This window comes from Psychrobacter urativorans (assembly GCF_001298525.1).
Taxonomy (GTDB): domain Bacteria; phylum Pseudomonadota; class Gammaproteobacteria; order Pseudomonadales; family Moraxellaceae; genus Psychrobacter; species Psychrobacter urativorans_A.
The window spans coordinates 2,092,046-2,110,563 of the sequence record NZ_CP012678.1; the positions used below are offsets into that span (position 1 = coordinate 2,092,046).

At 43.3% G+C, this 18,518-nt stretch carries 14 protein-coding genes; 12 read left to right on the forward strand and 2 right to left on the reverse strand.

Annotation, left to right across the window (positions count from 1 at the left end; translation table 11 throughout):
- Positions 1-104: 104 nt before the first annotated feature.
- A complete protein-coding gene (gene uvrA, locus AOC03_RS08955; RefSeq protein WP_062535230.1) occupies positions 105-2,996 on the reverse strand; it encodes an excinuclease ABC subunit UvrA in 2,892 nt (963 codons plus the stop codon).
- Between the two features lie 748 nt (positions 2,997-3,744).
- Here uvrA and AOC03_RS08960 point away from each other — a divergent pair.
- From AOC03_RS08960 to AOC03_RS09010, 11 genes are all read left to right on the forward strand, one after another.
- On the forward strand, positions 3,745-5,109 hold the full coding sequence (locus AOC03_RS08960) for an MFS transporter (RefSeq protein ID WP_062535231.1): 1,365 nt from the start codon (positions 3,745-3,747) through the stop codon (positions 5,107-5,109).
- A gap of 147 nt (positions 5,110-5,256) precedes the next feature.
- Positions 5,257-5,892 (forward strand): single-stranded DNA-binding protein, encoded by a 636-nt coding sequence (gene ssb / locus AOC03_RS08965; protein ID WP_062535233.1) that lies wholly within the window; start codon positions 5,257-5,259, stop codon positions 5,890-5,892.
- A 376-nt stretch (positions 5,893-6,268) separates the two neighbouring features.
- Positions 6,269-6,592 (forward strand): H-NS family nucleoid-associated regulatory protein, encoded by a 324-nt coding sequence (locus AOC03_RS08970; protein ID WP_062535235.1) that lies wholly within the window; start codon positions 6,269-6,271, stop codon positions 6,590-6,592.
- A 195-nt stretch (positions 6,593-6,787) separates the two neighbouring features.
- Positions 6,788-7,600: a type II secretion system protein N gene (gspN, locus tag AOC03_RS08975; protein ID WP_062535244.1), complete on the forward strand. Its 813-nt coding sequence runs from the start codon at positions 6,788-6,790 to the stop codon at positions 7,598-7,600.
- Positions 7,601-8,512 (forward strand): type II secretion system protein N, encoded by a 912-nt coding sequence (locus tag AOC03_RS08980; protein ID WP_062535245.1) that lies wholly within the window; start codon positions 7,601-7,603, stop codon positions 8,510-8,512.
- Positions 8,513-8,832: 320 nt separating this feature from the next.
- Positions 8,833-11,055, forward strand: coding sequence for a type II secretion system secretin GspD (gene gspD / locus AOC03_RS08985; RefSeq protein ID WP_062535248.1), 2,223 nt, complete (start codon positions 8,833-8,835; stop codon positions 11,053-11,055).
- A gap of 43 nt (positions 11,056-11,098) precedes the next feature.
- A complete protein-coding gene (locus tag AOC03_RS08990) occupies positions 11,099-11,326 on the forward strand; it encodes a hypothetical protein (RefSeq protein ID WP_062535250.1) in 228 nt (75 codons plus the stop codon).
- Positions 11,327-11,425: 99 nt separating this feature from the next.
- Positions 11,426-12,415, forward strand: coding sequence for a hypothetical protein (locus AOC03_RS08995; protein WP_062535252.1), 990 nt, complete (start codon positions 11,426-11,428; stop codon positions 12,413-12,415).
- A gap of 124 nt (positions 12,416-12,539) precedes the next feature.
- Positions 12,540-13,544 carry a TatD family hydrolase gene (locus AOC03_RS09000; RefSeq protein WP_084785823.1) on the forward strand — a complete coding sequence of 335 codons (1,005 nt, stop codon included), beginning with the start codon at positions 12,540-12,542 and terminating at the stop codon, positions 13,542-13,544.
- A gap of 110 nt (positions 13,545-13,654) precedes the next feature.
- Complete coding sequence (locus AOC03_RS09005) at positions 13,655-14,650, forward strand: tRNA threonylcarbamoyladenosine dehydratase (protein WP_227514220.1); 996 nt, start codon at positions 13,655-13,657, stop codon at positions 14,648-14,650.
- A gap of 15 nt (positions 14,651-14,665) precedes the next feature.
- On the forward strand, positions 14,666-16,444 hold the full coding sequence (locus AOC03_RS09010; protein ID WP_227514221.1) for a GAF domain-containing hybrid sensor histidine kinase/response regulator: 1,779 nt from the start codon (positions 14,666-14,668) through the stop codon (positions 16,442-16,444).
- 125 nt (positions 16,445-16,569) lie between these two features.
- On the opposite strand, the gene efp is transcribed toward AOC03_RS09010, so the two are convergent.
- Positions 16,570-17,145 (reverse strand): elongation factor P, encoded by a 576-nt coding sequence (gene efp / locus AOC03_RS09015; protein WP_062535255.1) that lies wholly within the window; start codon positions 17,143-17,145, stop codon positions 16,570-16,572.
- A gap of 245 nt (positions 17,146-17,390) precedes the next feature.
- Here efp and epmB point away from each other — a divergent pair, with 245 nt between their 5' ends.
- Positions 17,391-18,398, forward strand: coding sequence for an EF-P beta-lysylation protein EpmB (gene epmB / locus AOC03_RS09020; protein WP_062535257.1), 1,008 nt, complete (start codon positions 17,391-17,393; stop codon positions 18,396-18,398).
- The last annotated feature ends 120 nt before the right edge of the window (positions 18,399-18,518 follow it).

Consider the following 18,518-nt stretch of genomic DNA (forward strand, 5'->3'; position numbering starts at 1 on the left):
GACAATTTTAGATTAATAACTACATTAATATTGCACTCAAAACCTACCCAACAAAAAAGACTACCCCTTAAAAAGTAGCCTTTTATAAATTTTCCCCCAAACTACTAACTCACTTGCAACATCGGCTTCAAAAACTCACCTGTATATGAGCCTTTAGCCTCAGCGACTTCTTCCGGTGTACCTTCCGCGATAATCAGTCCACCACCTTTACCGCCTTCAGGACCCAAGTCAATCACCCAATCTGCGGTTTTAATCACATCCAAATTATGCTCAATTACGATGATGGTATTGCCTTTATCACGCAGCGCATGCAGGATATTGAGCAGCTTAGCAATATCATGGAAATGCAAGCCAGTTGTCGGCTCATCCAAGATATACAGCGTCTGTCCGGTATCGCGTTTTGCCAGTTCACGCGCCAGTTTCACCCGTTGCGCTTCACCGCCCGATAGCGTGGGCGCGGATTGACCAAGGCGAATATAGCTCAGCCCAACTTCCATTAACGCTTCAAGGCGACGATGAATCGCAGGAATCGCAGAGAAGAATTCTGTCGCATCTTCCACGGTCATATCGAGCACATCGGCGATACTTTTGCCTTTATAGAGAATCTCTAAGGTCTCGCGGTTATAGCGTTTGCCTTCACAGCTGTCACACGGCACATACATATCTGGCAAGAAATGCATTTCAACTTTGATGAGTCCATCGCCTTGGCACGTTTCGCAACGTCCGCCTTTGACGTTAAAGCTAAAGCGACCGGGTTTATAACCGCGCGCGCGGGCTTCTACGGTTTGCGCGAACATTTCACGCACTGGGGTAAAGACGCCAGTATAGGTTGCTGGATTGGAGCGCGGCGTACGACCGATTGGGCTTTGGTCGATATCGACCATTTTATCCAAATGCTCAAGTCCAGTAATGCTGTGATGTTTATCAGCAATCAAAGTGGTGGCGTTATTTAGTTGAGTAGCGGCAAGCGGCATTAAGGTACGATTAATTAAGGTCGATTTACCAGAACCGGACACGCCCGTGACACAAGTCATGATGCCAACCGGTATGATTAAATTCACATCTTGTAAGTTATTGCCGATTGCGCCTTTTAGCTCAATGGTCATCGGTACTTTTTTCGGTTTTGCTTTACCTTCTACTTCAACGTCAATCATTTTGGGTTGATGGCGAATTTTAGGTACTTCTATTTTTAATTTACCGGATAGATACTGTCCGGTTAATGATTCTTCCGATGCCATGATGTCATCGACAGTGCCTTGAGCGATGATATGACCACCATGCACGCCTGCGCCCACGCCAATATCAATGACATAATCGGCTTGACGAATCGCATCTTCATCATGCTCAACGACCAATACGGTGTTGCCCAAGTCGCGCAGTCGGGTTAGGGTGTTTAACAGGCGGTCATTATCGCGCTGATGCAAACCAATAGACGGCTCATCGAGGACATACATCACGCCCATAAGTCCCGCACCGATTTGGCTGGCGAGGCGAATACGTTGCGCTTCACCACCGGATAAGGTTTCAGCAGAGCGGGCGAGAGATAAATAATCAAGCCCGACGCTGACGAGGAAGTTTAAGCGCTCGTTAATTTCTTTAAAGATTTTTTCGGCAACTTCACCTTTATGACCGTCGATTTTGATAGTTTTGTAATAATTGGCAGCATCACCGATAGACAGCTTTACAATCTGAGCAATCGTTTGGTCATCAACACGCACATTGCGCGAAATCTCATTAAGACGTGCGCCATCACAGACGTTACAGGTGGTATCTGCCAGATACTTTGCCAGCTCATCACGCACAAGGTTGCTTTGCGTTTTGGCGTAACGACGCTCAAGATAAGGCAGCACCCCTTCAAACGGAATGGTTTTATTGGTTTTACGACCGCGCTCATCGGTAAAGTTAAAGGTTAGCTTTTCTTTACCTGAGCCTTGCATGATTAAATCTTGCTGCTCTTTTGACAGTGCTTGCCATGGTGCATCCATATCAATATTAAAATGATTGCAAACAGTTGCTAGCAGACCAAAATAATACGCATGACGTTTATCCCAACCATTAATCGCGCCTTGATTGAGCGATTTTTCATGATGGGTAATCAGCTTTTCAGCTGAGAAATACTGACGTTTTCCCAAGCCATCACAAGCCGGACACGCGCCATAAGGATTGTTAAAGCTAAACATACGCGGCTCAAGCTCAGACACCGCACGGTCACAAACCGGGCAGCTGTGCTTGGCGGATAGCAATTGGTCGTCGCTACCGCCTTCTTTTGGATTGCCATCCATATGATGTAAAATTACCAAACCTTGCCCCAAGCGCAGTGCGGTTTCTAAACTTTCTGCAACGCGGTTGCCCAAATCATCACGTACTTTAAAGCGGTCAACGACTACTTCAATGGTATGTTTTTTATTTTTCTCAAGCTCAGGCAGCTCATCCATATCATAGACTTGACCGTCAACACGCACGCGTACAAAACCTTGCCCGACCAGTTGTTCAAGCAATACCGTATGCTCGCCTTTACGCTCACGAATCACGGGCGCTAAAATCATGAGCTTGCTGTCTTCGGGCAGCGCCATGACGTGATCGACCATTTCGGTCACCGTTTGTGCGACCATCGGCTCGTTATGTTCAGGGCAAAACGGCGTACCGATACGCGCATAAAGCAAGCGCAAATAGTCATAAATCTCAGTAATCGTCCCAACGGTTGAGCGTGGATTATGATTGGTTGATTTTTGCTCAATGGCAATAGCTGGTGATAAGCCTTCAATACTATCGACTTCTGGCTTTTCCATTTGCGATAAAAATTGGCGGGCATAAGCCGATAAACTCTCGACATAACGGCGCTGTCCCTCGGCATAAAGGGTATCAAATGCCAACGACGATTTACCAGACCCTGATAAACCCGTAATCACCACGAATTTATCACGTGGAATGTCTATATCAATATTTTTTAAATTATGCGTGCGTGCGCCGCGGACTGAAATGTGGTCATGTGCCATCGGTTATAGGTTTCCTATTTGCTAAAAGGGTGATTAAAATCAGTATGGTTCATATTAAATATAAGTATAAAGTACTGATTAAAAATACCAACAAAGGTCAATTAAATAAAGCATTAAAAAATGGGTCTTTAATATTTATAAGGGTTGATTCATTAATAGAAATCGTCATTTGTAATGTTGTTTTGAACATCTATAACATCAGATGTAGAAGTGAATTTCAAAGATTGTTTTAAAAATAGTATTATTATTTTAAATGTTAATATATAAGTAGAAAAAATGTCGTGATAAAGAAATCAGTTTCTTATAAATGATGGTGATAAATCTAAATCAGCGTTTGATTTTATCAAAACATTCATCGCTGTATATTTATCGCAATGTCCTACTTTATTGTTATGAAAGACATATTATTCAAGGTGTGGGCGTTCACAGGATGCACTTGGTAACAAAATTAATGGGTTGTTGATAAGGATCAGGGTCGGTGTGGGTATCAATATAAAAATCGGCAGCCAAGGGGCGAATGTTTTATACTGTGGGGCTTGATTGTTGGGCATTGCCGATAAAGAGGGCAACAAGCATCACCGCTATGCCCTAATAACAATCTCAATCATAGCCTTGATAATCGAGACAAATAGACGCATGAAGATAGCGTGGTTTTGCCATATGGCTGTATGTAGAATGCATAATATTAAAGTGCATAATCGTAATGAGCAGAACGTCAGACGTTAAATGATGAATCAGTGAGGCAAGTATGAATAGCGTAGAAAAACGGGCAATCTTCGGGGTCGGTGGTATTTTCGCCTTGCGAATGATTGGTTTATTTATGATTGTGCCGGTGTTTTCTGTTTATGGAAATGATTATGCCCATGCGACCCCATTTTTGATTGGTTTAGCGGTCGGTGTGTATGGTCTTGGGCAAGCGATCTTTCAGATTCCAATGAGCCTTGCTGCTGATAAGTTCCCACGTAAGCCCGTTATCATGCTTGGGCTAATATTGTTTGCGGTAGGCGGTATGATTGCCGCCAATGCTACTGATATTTATGAGGTAATTATTGGTCGCGCGCTGGCAGGCAGTGGCGCAGTTTCAGCGGTATTGATGGCGCTATTAGCTGACGTTACCCGTGAAGAAATGCGTACCAAGGCAATGGCAACGATGGGGCTGACGATTGCCTCCTCTATCATGTTGGCATTTGCTTTTGGACCTTTATTGGTCGGCTCGCTGGGTATTTCTGGTTTATTTTGGCTGACCGCAGGTTTTGCTGTTTTGGCAATGATATTGCTACTGGTCGTGCCATCACCCATGCGCGTGCTCAAGCACAATCTTGATAGTAAATCGATTGGGCAGCAGCTTTCTGATGTGCTAAAAATCGGTGATTTAAACCGATTACATATCGGTATTTTTGCCCTGCATTTAACCATGACCGCGATATTTGTCATTCTGCCACATCAGTTGTCAGAAGTGATGGGTTTGAGCGTACGCCAGCAAGGTATGGTATATTTGCCGTTATTATTTATTGGTTTTGCTATCGCGTTACCCTTTATTATCATTGCCGAAAAGAAACGCAAAATGCGCCCAGTTTTCTTAGCGGCGATTGGGTTAATGACTGGCTCACTGGTGATACTGGCGCTTGGCAGCCATTGGGGTGTGGGCATTATCTTTGGTTTGCTACTATATTTTATGGGCTTTAACCTATTAGAGGCAACCATTCCCTCATGGATATCCAAACGCGCACCAGTTGCGAATAAAGCAACAGCGATGGGCTTAAATTCCTCCAGTCAGTTCTTTGGCGCGTTTGTGGGCGGGGCAATGGGCGGCTTGTTGCTGAATCAGCCAAACCTATTAGCGTGGGGCATATTGGCGATAATCATGGCGGCAGCGTTATTATTAATTATCCCAATTGCCGATCCACCGTACTTATCAAGCACCACCGTCACGATTCCAAAAAATATTGATATTCAAGAATGGTCACGGCAAATGCTAGCGATTCACGGCGTTGATGAGCTGGTCGTCATGGCAAAAGAGCAGGTCGCTTATTTAAAATTAGATAAAACCCAACTGACCGATAATGCACGACAAGAGCTGTCGCATCTAGCACAAAGCCCCCTAGATATTTAACTAAAAACTGGTTAAAGTGAAACTATATTACTGATAGAAGTTAATAGTTTTAATAAAGAAGCTATTAAATTTTTGATAGAGATATCCATAATTAAACTTATAAAAGCATTACCCTTATAAAATCATTCATCAAAAAAGGACGATATCATGCGCGGTGTTAATAAAGTTATTATTCTCGGTAATCTCGGTGCAGATCCTGAAGTACGCCAATTCAGTAATGGCGGTAGCGTCACTAATATTACCGTTGCCACCTCAGAACAATGGACGGATAAACTAAGCGGCGAAAAAAAGGAAGCGACCGAATGGCATCGTATTGCGCTATATAATCGCTTGGGTGAAATTGCCGCGCAGTATCTGCGCAAAGGCAGTAAAGTGTATATCGAAGGCAGCTTACAGACGCGTAAATATCAAGCAGCAGACGGTAGTGATCGCTATGCGACTGATATTAAAGCGTATCAAATGCAAATGCTCGATAGTGCTGGTGGCGGTCAAAATCAAAATACTGGTTTTGGCAATCAAAATGCTCAACAAGGTGGTTATAATCCAAATAATCAGAACAACCAAGGTGGTCAGCCAAACCAACAGTCAGCTCCGCAAGGCGGCTATAATCAAGGTTCTGGTGCCCCTAACCAAGGTATGCAGGGCGGCAGCCAAAACGGCTTTAATAATAACGCCAACGCTTACAATCAACCCAATCAATTTAATAAACCAGCCCCAGCACCCACTCAACCGAAGCCAACAATGATGCCAGATGGTCCAGTGGATGACGACATTCCATTTTAACTTATACCTTAGAGCAGCTATCTGTAAAGAGTGTTGATTAAAATTGAAAAAAGCCTGTGTTTACAGGCTTTTTTTATGCCTTATTAAAGAGTAAATTTATAAAAACGTTTAGTAAAATTTTTTTTAATAAACTATTGTTAGTTAATTAATATTAAAATTATTTTTATAAAAAAGTAAATAAAAGTTGTATTTCTCTATTTATAAAATTAAAGTGCTTAAAACATAAAGCTTTTATTTAATTATTTTTTATTATAAGGAATTATGTTAATCTATTATTCTTATAGTGATTATTATTCATATTGGTATTTCAGTATAATAGTAATCATTTTTAAGATAATACACTTTATATATGAATTAAATTAGAAAAGAGATTGTTATGAATAACAGCAATGCTATTAATTTAGAAAACTTCAATGTCGATGAACTGCGTGCGATTACTGAAACTGCGCAGCAATTGATTAACAAAAAACAGCACCAAAGCTTGCATGATGCTTACATTCAATTTGAAAAGATTGCCAAAGAAAGTGGCAGTACGATTGAAGAGATTTTAAAAGCGGGTGAAAGCTTAGAGAAAAAGCGCAATATTAAATATCGTAATACCGAAGATAGTAATGATACGTGGACAGGTCGTGGTCGTAAGCCAACATGGTTAGTCGATGCGCTGGCGGCTGGTCGTGATATTAACGATTTTGCGGTATAAACGTTACGCTTAATTTTTATGCTGAGCGTTGAATCGCTTATGTGATTGAGTCAAAAATTAAGTGAAGCGATGTAAGTGTGATGTATAAATAAAAGTCAGTATCTTTGTGAAAAGATACTGACTTTTTTGCTGTCATCATTAGGCGATTGTTTGCTATGATGATGTCATTTTATCTGTCATAAGAGTAATTTTCCTGTGCCTCAAGCGTCTGCTTCGTCTAATAAGCGCCCTCGTAAGTTATGGTGGCTGGTTGGCTTTGTATTATTTGCACTATTTACAGTATTGCAGATGCCGGCAGCATGGGTGCTAGACAAATACGCACCAGACTCGCCCTATGTTCAGCATGTCTCTGGTAACTTATGGCAAGGCTCGGCAATTTGGCAGCTACCGTTGTCAGATATGCCTTTGACGGGTGCGGCGACATGGTCATGGCAACCATGGCAGTTATTGTTAGGGAAAATAGGCGCAGATGTTGAGGTGAGTACGGGGCAGACGCGTCTTGATGGACAAGTGAAAGTAGGGCGCGGCTCTTGGCAGGTAAATGACATAAGCGGTAAGATTGCGCCCGAAACGTTGGCAAGTGTCGTTGATTGGCAGCTGCCTAATACGCCTATTCAGGTCAATGCGCTGTCATTGCAGCGTCAGTCAGGAACAGCAGAGAAAAAAGCTGGATTTAGTCAGGCTGATGGTCAGCTGACATGGGTTGGCGGTGAAGTGGGCTACCCAAGTGGTGGTAAAATATTTTATATCACTTTGCCACCGCTGCGGGCACAATTAAGCAGCGAGCAAAAAAATAATCAGAATTTACTGCATATTAATGTGTTAAATAATCAAGATAAGCGCTTGGGTGATTTATATCTTGATGGCGACAGTATGTTAGATGTGAGCTTGACACAGCGATTGTTAGAAAATATGCCAGAATATAAAGGACAAGCCCCGCAAGATACGTCAGTAGTCAGTGTCCGTCAGCCGCTGTTGTTAGGGTTATCTGAGGCAGGGGCGCAGTAGATGACGAGTATGACGACACGTATTAAGCCAATCATTGAGATCCTAAATCGGTTCTCAGGGTGGCTGCTATTGGCAGCCATTAGCTGGTTATGCTGGACAGCGGCGCGTTTGCTGTGGCTGCTAGTGGCAGCGCCTGTGCCGCCTGCATTGCCTTTGTTACCCTTACAGAATAATCAAGCCAGCACCGATCATAGTGGATTATTTACGATATTTGCTGATCCAGAACCAGAGCCAGCTGCTGTACAAGAGTCGCCTAATGTCGCGCTAAAAGGGGTGCTGCTGGCGATACCAGAAAGCCTGTCTTCTGCATTATTAGACGTTAATGGCGAGGTCAAAAATTACCGTATTGGTGACACCCTGCAAAATAGTGGCTATACCCTAATAGCGGTCGATTGGAATTCCGTTATCATTGCTGCTGCCAATGACCAACAGACCGTTATTCGTATGGCAGATGCGATGCCACTTGACCAACGCGGGCTAGCAGCAGGAACAGTAACCAATCAGCGGTTGCCGGACGGTAGTCAAAATATGGGTGCACCCATGCAAAATATGACTATGCAAGACGGGGCAGTCGATAGTAATAATGCTGGCGCTACAACCGACAATAGCAATCCTGATTCGCCTATTGATGAAGCAGTCACCGCCTTACAAGAAAGTCCGGCAAGCTACTTAAGTCGTATGGGAGTAATGGCATCGGGAGAAGGCTATCAAGTGACCGCAGCAATGCCTTCAGGTGTGCGTAGCCGCTTGGGGTTAGAGCCAGGTGATAAAGTGCTATCAGTTAATGGGCAGTCAGTCGGCAATAATCCTAGTAAAGATGCTGGATTATTACAACAAGTGCAGCAATCAGGTGAAGCTACAATAGAGGTGAAGCGCGGCGATCAGTTGATTACTGTACATCAACAGTTTTAGCAAAAATGGCTGGTTAGTAGCCTATTAGGTAGTAGGCTTAAGCTATATTTTGCTATTTAAATTATAGGTTTCATTAAACCCTGTATGCTATTGAACCAGTCATTTTATTTATCAGTATTTTCTCTTTACCATACCAACGCCATACTATGTATTATCTATTTCATATGACCATTTAGGCTTAAATTAATTAACAGTCAGGAAAATAATTACAGGGCTTGTTTAAATATTGATCTTAATGGGTATAAGCATTCTTTTTAGCATTAATTCATCTTATTTTATGTCGTGTACGAGCAACGACATCACAGTGGGTAATCATCACCATGGTACGTTCGCATAAATTTTTATTGACGCCTTTATCTCATATTGTGCAGCGCTTGCTTTATGTTTGCCGTCCGCTATGTTTGGCGCTGCCACTTTGGGTAGCAACGTGCGGGCTTGCCAGTGCTGAAAGCTGGAAAGTCAATCTACAAGATGCGGATATCAAAGCCTTTATAAATGAAGTGGCGACGATTACCGATCAGAACTTCGTACTTGACCCGCGTATCAATGGTAATGTGACGGTCATTTCAAACCGTGCCTTGTCGCGTGATCAGATTTATGAGCTGTTCTTAAGCGTCATGCAAGTGAATGGTATTGCGGCGATTAAATCAGGAAATACGACGAAACTGGTTCCTGATAATGTGGCTAAGGAATCGGGAATCGCGGTGGACTTACGCGGTGAAACGGTCGGTGAAGCACTAACTACACGGGTGATTTATTTAACCAATACTCAAGCGGCAGAAGTCCTAGGCGTTATACGCCCATTGATGCCGCAGTCGGCACATGCTGCTGCTGTGCCGGGTATTAATGCGTTGGTGCTATCAGATCGTGCTGATAGTCTTAATCAATTGACCGCCTTAATCCGTGACTTGGACAGTAATGTCAATGACAGCTTACGCGTGATTCCGCTGCGTCATGTCGATGCTGAACGTATGATGGATTTAATCAGCGCCCTTGTCGCCAGTGCGGGTACTGCACAAGGTCAAGGCAGCAATCAACTCAAAATCATTGCTGATAATTCCAGTGATAGATTGCTTGTTAAAGGCAGCCCTGAGATGATTGCCAAAGTTCAAGATATGGTCAATCAACTGGATACCACGCCCACGCGGCGGCTGAGTGGTCTGCGTGTGTTCCGTTTAAAATACGCCAGTGCCAACCATATTGCCCAAATGCTGCGTGGTCTGCTTGCTAATCAATCTATTAATAGTGCAGGGACGCCATCGACGTTAGAATCAGCATCTTTAAACAATAACAGAACCACGGGGGCAGCATTAAAGAATGAGGACATGTCTGCAGTTAGCTCGTCTGTGGCGGGTACAGCTAGCTCAACAAGCGACAGCGCTCGTCCTTTTAGTATTATCGCTGATGAAACTCAAAACTCTGTTATCGTTAATGCCGCGCCTGAGCTGATGTTTGAAATTGAAGAAGCGGTCAATCAGCTAGATAACCGCCGCGCTCAAGTACTCATTCAAGCGGCAATCGTTGAAGTATCGGGTGATGATGCCACCCAACTTGGTGTGCAGTGGGCGCTGGGTAATGCCAATAGTGGTTATGGCGTGGTGAACTTTAATAACGTTGGCGCAAGTGCTGCTACCCTTGCAGGAGCGGCTTTAGCGGGTGGTGCTGGCATTAGTGCAGCGGCAGGTTCGATTGCAGGCGCGTTGCTCGGTATCGGTAGCAGCAGCAAAGACAGTAAAGGCAATACTCAGTTTTATGGTGCTATTTTACAAGCATTAAACTCTTCTACCAGTGCCAATTTATTATCCATGCCATCAATTTTGACCTTAGACAATGAAAAAGCCAGTATTTTAGTGGGTCAAAACGTCCCATTTGTGACCGGTTCTTACACCACTAGTGGTAATTCCTCTACCAATCCGTTTCAAACCATTGACCGCCAAGATATCGGTATCAACCTTAATGTCATTCCGCACATTGGGGATAATGGCACGGTGCGCTTAGAGGTGTCGCAAGAGGTATCCTCCGTCGTACCGAGCAGTATTGGCAATGCAAGTGGTGTAATTACCAATAAAAGCCTGATTAATACCACCATTTTAGCGGACGACCAGCAGACCATTGCATTGGGTGGCTTGATGCGTGATAACAGTACCACCAGTCAACAAAAAGTTCCCGGTTTAGGCAATGTACCGCTGTTCGGGCGCTTGTTTCGCTCCAACAATGACAACACCCAAAAGAGTAATTTAATCATATTTTTACAGCCCACTATTTTGCGTGATGGCGGTGCGGTAGCAAGCGTCACTGAGCGCAAATTCAATCAAATGCGCGTGTTGCAATTGGTCATTGATAAAAATGGCACGATTAAGCAATTACCATTAAGTGGCACCGAAGGCTGGGATGGCAATGTCAGCGCAGATTATGAATTAATGCCACTCAATCCGCTCGTACCCAAACGTGACCAAACGCCAAAGCCTACCGCTAAGGCTAAAAGCTTCACTAGAGTGGATACCGGAGATACGGGTATCACGACCTATCCATTAGGTCGTTAGCAGCACCGTTTAATATGCTAAAAGTGTTTAAAGGTATGAACTCATGGCGCAACAGAATGATAAAAAAATAAGCAGTCAACTGAATAAAAAAAAGTGGTTGACGATAGGGGTAGTTGGAGTAGCGTTATTATTGATTCCAAGACGCAGTAGCCGCAAAGATACGGCTTACTCTGATAACACCGCAGATACCACAGATAAAGATACAAAGAATGCGTCTACTAAAGCTCAAAATACGCAGTCGATAGATAAAAATACGAAAACAGCCGATTGATAGTATTATTTATTTAATTCAGTAGTTATTTAATTCAGTGCTTCTTGTGAGACAAATTTACGCTATTATTAAAGATGAACTTCCTTTTTAGTTAACGCCATGAATACCAAACTTCATAAGCCCAAAAGTATCACGCCTTCTTTACTATTAGGGCTGATTTTGTCTATCAGTGGGATTTCAATAGGCTGTGAAATTCAACCGAATTCGCTATTTGAGCAACAAGCGGAAGCGGAATCTGCTAATAAAATCAAAATTCTTTCTAATACGAAGACACAGGTTGCTGTTATTGCTCCTGTCATGCCAAACACGGCAAACAATAATGCTGTACCGCACCTGAATGTGATTAAAAATCAGGTGATTGCTCAGCAGCCAAATTGTGACGCCGCACAGAGAGACTGTCAGTATTTAGAGTTGAATATTTTACACTTCAATCCTGAGCAGCCGTGGCTGACCAGCATCATGTGGCAGACGATAGCTCGCGTATTAGCCCCAACAACGCCGCTGGCAAGCGAAGATGAAACCGCCAAAAAAACGGTTTCAATGCTCTTTAATCAAATCGCTTATGCCGAGCAAGCCGTGCCTACGTTACCTATGTATCAGCGTATTGATACCGAGCTGGTGTTCAATCCCACAATAAGTAAATTGCAGAAAAATAATGATACGAGCACGAGCAAAAATGCGGTGGGCGCTGCTGATAGCGGCTATTTGGTGATACGTTCAAATCAACATCGTAGTGACAGCCGTCAGCAACAAGTGAGCTACGTCATGCTCGATATACAAAAAAAGCTGAAGCTCACCATTAATGATATTTTGCTACCGCAAGTGAGCACCGATGAGCTATTGCTGACAGTGCAAACGGCTAAAAGAGAATGGCTTACTTTGCAAGATAATGAGCGGCAAAGCGCAGAGCAAAAAGACATTCACTCCACGTCATTAGCGTTATCGCAGCAATGGTATTTGGATAACAAAGGTCTACACATGGTCTATCAGGCGGGCGAGTTATCAAATAGACAGATTGAAACGACAGATTTAATCGTACCTTATACCGCGCTACAAGGTTTGATTAAGCCGCAATATCTTGTTTTTTAATAGGGCAAACGCTGCTAGTGCCTGACGCTTAGTTTGCGTGTTCGATATACGTTTAGTACATGACGTTCAATATAGAGTTTTTAATACAATCCTTACTGATTACTATCTATTGTAAAGGCTGCCTATGACTGCTAATGACTCATTATTGAGCGTAAAGTCTGACATATCTGTATTGCCTCCTATTTTTCCTTTAATTGATACGCATACCCATTTTGATGCACCTGTATTTGATGCGGATAGAACTTGGCAAGCGCAACAAGCGTATGGGCGAGGCGTCTGTCATTTACTGCTTGTTGGTTATCTTTATCGACATTTTGAGCGCCTTTATACCACTCAGCAGCTACTTGAGCAGCCGTTGGGTTCTAGGTTGTCTGCTATGCTACCTTCTATTGATGTCGCATCGACCCCAAAAGCGCACATTGCTTTAGGATTGCATCCTTTTTATATTGAACAACATAGCGACGCGCATTTATCACAGATGGCGCAGCTAGTAGCTGAGTGTCGCCCATTGGCTATTGGCGAGATTGGCTTGGATACCTTTACCGATGAGATGAAAAAGCCTAAAATGCTAGCCAAGCAGCAGTATTTTTTTAGGGCGCAATTGGATATGGCAGTACAGCATCAATTACCCGTGATGCTGCATATTCGTAAAGCCCATGCCGAGACTTTGGCAATATTAAAGGCGCATCATTATAATGCGCATCAATTGGGCGGTATTGCCCATAGTTTTAGTGGCGGCGAGCAAGAGGCAAAAGCGTTTGTAAAATTGGGCTTTAAGCTCGGTGTTACAGGACAAATTACCAATCCTAATGCCAAAAAATTGCGCCGCGCCATTCAATCGGTAGTAGCAAGCTATGGTACTGGGTGTTTAGTGCTTGAAACTGACTGTCCAGACATGACCCCAATCAAGTGTCAGACCACTGATGATAAGTCGTCAGCGTTGGGGGAAAATGTAGATAATGAATGGCAAAGAGCGGTGGGATATAAGCGTAATGTCCCAGCAAATCTGCCATGGATACTATATAGCCTTAGTGAGTTACTGAATGTTGCACCAGCTGACCTGGCACGGCAATTATGGCAAAATAGCTGTGATGCTTTGCAAACGCTGTGGACATATCCGCAACCATAACGTTTGGTTATCGTTTTTATGATTGCATTTTTATGATTTAATGCTGTGCTTGTTTCTCTTTCATTTAATATTGTCTTAATCTCTCTCACTATTAGAGCTTATTATTCCTTATGAGTTATCAACCGCTTACTACCTCTACTGTTACGTCCGAAACGGTTACGTCTGATTCTATTGTCACCGATTTTTTTGCCAAAGATTCTGCTGCTCCTGATTTATCGCTCAAACAAGCATCGCCAATTTCTCCTATTCAAACGCACTTCAATGCAAATTTGCAAGACAATTTAATTTCTGACATTGAGCAAACTGACCCCACGCAGTATCAGCGCCGTTTTCAAGGCACACAAACGCTTTACGGCACCACAGCATTTGATGTCTTTGCAGCCGCTCATGTGATTGTGATTGGCATTGGTGGAGTTGGCTCTTGGGTCGCTGAGGGGCTGGCACGAACGGCTGTCGGTACGATTACGTTAATTGATTTAGATGTGTTGGTGGCGTCCAATGTCAATCGGCAGTTGCCAGCGCTGGATAGCACTTTTGGACAAAGTAAAATTGCCGCGATGGGCGCGCGCGTGTCTGAGATTAATCCACGCGTGCGGTTACATTTAGTCGATGATTTTTTAACGCCTGAGAATGTCGCGACGTTATTACCAAGTCGTGAAGCAGCAAAAGTGGCGGCGGCTGACAATCGACCTATTATTATTTTAGATTGCGTGGACGATATGCAGGCAAAGCTTGCAATTGCGCTGCATTGTCGATTTAATAAACTAAAGCTTATTTGTGCGGGCGGGGCAGGTGGTAAGATTGATCCACGCCAAATTACGGTCAGTGATTTAAAAGACAGCTATCAAGACCCGCTACTAGCACGACTACGTTCTAAGCTACGTTTTGAAAAAGGTATTAATAGCACGCTAAAAGAGAAGTTCGGCATTAAATGTGTGTATTCAACTGAGCCACCGCGCGTCGATAAAAGCTGTCAAACCGGTGGTTTGCACTGCGGCGGCTACGGGTCAGCGGTAGCAGTCACCTCGGTGGTTGCAATGATTATGGTGAGTGAGGCACTGCAGATGCTCACGCAGCACGCTGCTAAGTCCACCACTTTACATTGATTGATGGAGACAGCTTTGTCTACTTATACGTACCCGCTAGCGAAAGATGAAAAATCTCGCATTGCTATGCTCAAAGAATATGACGTGCTCAATACCAATGTTGAGCCAGCATTTACGCGTTTGACTGAACTGGCAAAACTGTTTTTTGATTTGCCTATCGTGGCGATATCTTTTTTTGATGAGAAAACGCAATATTTAAAATCGCCGCATGGACTTGGAGATATTTGTACCACTGAGCGCGATGTATCAATTTGTAATTATACGATTTTATCTGATGAAGTTTTATTGGTTCCGAATTTATTGCTTGATGAGCGCTTTATTTACAATCCTTTAGTGGTAGAAGCGCCTTATTTACGTTTTTATGCTGGCGCGCCCATTATCTTATACGAGGGCAACAAGGCATTTCGCGTCGGCGCATTATGTTTGCTTGATACCAAGCCCAATTATACGTTTGATGCCGAGCAAGCTGATTTACTCAAGCAATTTGCCGTTATGGCGGCTGATGCTATGCAATTACAAAAAAGTCAGCGTATGGCGAAGCATGCGAATGAGATGAAGTCTGAGTTTCTAGCCAATATGAGCCATGAAATCCGCACACCGATGAATGGTATTGTGGGTATGATTGATATGCTTGATGATACCCAGTTGAGTTATGAGCAAAAAGAATATGTAGAAAATATCAAGGTCTCAAGTGAGCATTTATTATCCGTAATTAATGGCATTTTGGATTTATCTAAGGTTGAGTCGGGGCAAATGATTATCGATGCCGTACCGATGAATCTATCAGTATTATGTAATGAGGTCGTCAGTTTATTTGCGGCAAAAGCCCGTCAGCGCGGCTTAACGTTGGATTATAACTATACCGAAGCGCTCTCGCCGTATATTAAAGGTGATCCTGTACGTCTCAAACAAATTTTAACGAATTTAGTCAACAATGCCATTAAGTTCACTCGTGAGGGTGGCGAAGTTCGTATCAATGTTAAGCACGCACCGCATTGTCACTGTACGCCTTGTATTCATAGCGTTGTTAATAGTGATAGTAGCGATGACAATATTAGTAATTCTGTAAATAAATATAATGTTACGCATAACTGTGATGAGATGACGCTATGTATCACGGTGACGGATACTGGTGTCGGTATCAAACCGGAGTCTTTGGAGGCAATATTTGATGCGTATAATCAAGCAGACAAATCAACGCATCGGCTGTATGGCGGCACAGGTCTTGGGTTATCAGTCTGTAAGTCATTGGTTGGGCTGATGGGTGGACGCATTTGGGCGGATAGTGTGGTCGATGAGGGTACATCTTTTCAGGTACTGCTACCGTTGCCCACTCTTGATAAATCACAATATGAAGGGTGGCAATATTCTGAGCGCATAGAGCCTGAAGAAAGCTCACAACATACTGGGCACGTCTTATTGGTTGAAGACGATACTGTCAATGCCATTATAGCTAAAAAAGCTTTATCTAGTAGCGGACATATGGTCACCCATGTGACCGATGGTCAACAAGCGCTAGATGAATTTGCTGCCAATCCTAAACAGTATGATGTGATTTTGATGGATCATCATATGCCCATTATGGACGGGATGCAGGCGACTATTAGGTTGCATGAGCTGTATGATGCCAACGACTTACCGCCCATTATTGCCTTAACGGCTAATGCGATGGATGGTGAGCGCGAAAAGTATCTGCAAGCTGGAATGCAAGATTACTGTACCAAACCCTTTAAAAAAGAGCAGCTTAATTCATTGGTGCAATATTGGTTGATGTATAAGCGCTCGATGCAATAATAAGGTCAGTGCAATCATAAAATCTAGGCAACAAAAATACCCTTAATTTATCAAATAAAAAAAGCTCAACCTTCGCGAAGGTAGAGCTTTTTTTATTCAGATTTTTTATTGAGCGTGAGCTTAGATTATTGGCTCACACGCGTTTGATAATCGCCCGTACGCGTATCGACACGTACCACTTCACCTTGTTGTACAAATAAAGGCACACGTACCACCGCACCTGTCTCTAGCGTCGCAGGTTTGCCGCCGCCGCCTGACGTATCACCACGTAAACCGGGATCGGTTTCGGTGATTTGCAATTCTACAAAGTTAGGCGGAGTAATTGATAAAGGAACGCCGTTGAATAAAGTAATGGTGCAGAGAGCGTTACTGTTTTCTTTTAGCCATTTTACCGCATCACCGACAGCGGTTTTGTCCGCTTGCAGTTGCTCAAAGCTTTCAGGGTGCATAAAGTGCCAAAATTCACCATCGTTATATAGATAGTTCATTTCAGTATCGACCACGTCTGCCATCTCTAAGCTTTCACCTGACTTAAAGGTTTGCTCAAGCATTCTACCACTGCGTAGATTGCGCATTTTGACGCGGTTGAATGCTTGACCTTTACCAGGTTTAACAAACTCGTTTTCAACGATAGCATAAGGGTTGTTATCGAGCATTACTTTTAGACCGGCTTTAAATTCATTGGTAGAAACAGTTGCCACAAGAGACTCCTAAGGGTTGAGAGGGTATTTGGGGGTATATAACTCATCATTATCGCCGTGCTAAATTTGGCGTTACGATAATAATGCTGGAGATATAGTAAAAATAAGTAGGATAAAGTATTCGGTGCGGTTGGTATTGCTTAATAGCCGCACCTTAAACGTTTACTCATTAAATGAGCAACCTTTGATAGCGCGCTGTCTAACAGCGTATAATGTCGTTTTTTAGATATACGTAGTAGGTTGTCATGATAAACCATTTAATCACACAAAAAAACTGGCAAACACAATTATCCGAAGCCATCACCTCCGTTGATGAGTTGCTGGAGCTATTAGAGCTGCAATCTTTAGAACCACAAGTGTATCTGCCCACCCATTTTGTACTGCGTGTACCGCGTGCTTTTGTGGCAAAAATGACGGTAGGGGATGCGAGTGACCCTTTATTAAAACAAGTCTTGCCGGATAAACAAGAGCAAATCAAGGTCACCGGCTACGTTACTGATCCGTTAGCCGAAAACGCCCACAATCCGATTAAAGGTATGCTGCATAAATATGAGTCACGCGTGTTATTAACGCTGACGGGAGCGTGCGCGATTCATTGTCGTTACTGCTTTCGCCAACATTTTGATTATAGCGCCAATATGCCGACCGCAACCGCGCAAGCGGATATCATCAATTATATCATTGCGCATCCCGAAGTTAACGAGGTGATTTTAAGTGGCGGTGACCCCTTAAATGTGACTAATCGGCGCTTATTTGCGTGGCTTGATATCTTAGAAGCCATTCCGCAAATCACGACGATTCGTCTGCACACGCGTTTGCCCATTGTTATTCCTGCACGCTTGGATAACGAATTGTTAGAGCGACTGGCGCAAAGTCGCTGCCAAATCGTGATGGTCATTCACTGCAATCATGCCAATGAAATAGATGCGCTAACCGCTGCGGCTTTACAGCGTGCACGTATGGCTGGGATTACCTTACTCAATCAAACCGTGTTATTAGCCGGTATCAATGACAGTGTCGCGGTGCAAGTTGCGCTCAGCCAACGCTTATTTAACGCCGGTGTGTTGCCCTATTATCTGCATGTATTGGATAAGGTAGCGGGCGCCGCCCATTTTGACAGTGACGAGCGGTCAGCTCAGGCGCTGTACTGGAAATTACTGGCAGTATTACCTGGATATTTAGTGCCAAAATTAGTCAGAGAACTGCCAAACAGACCGTTTAAGGTTCCCATTGACATTTACAATCATGCTTAGAGTCGTCAATATAATGTCATCAGTATATTAATATAGATAATATAGATAGAAAATAGTAATAGATATTTGTTGATTATTAATAATAAGGACTGATAATAGCCAATACTAATCAATAGCGAC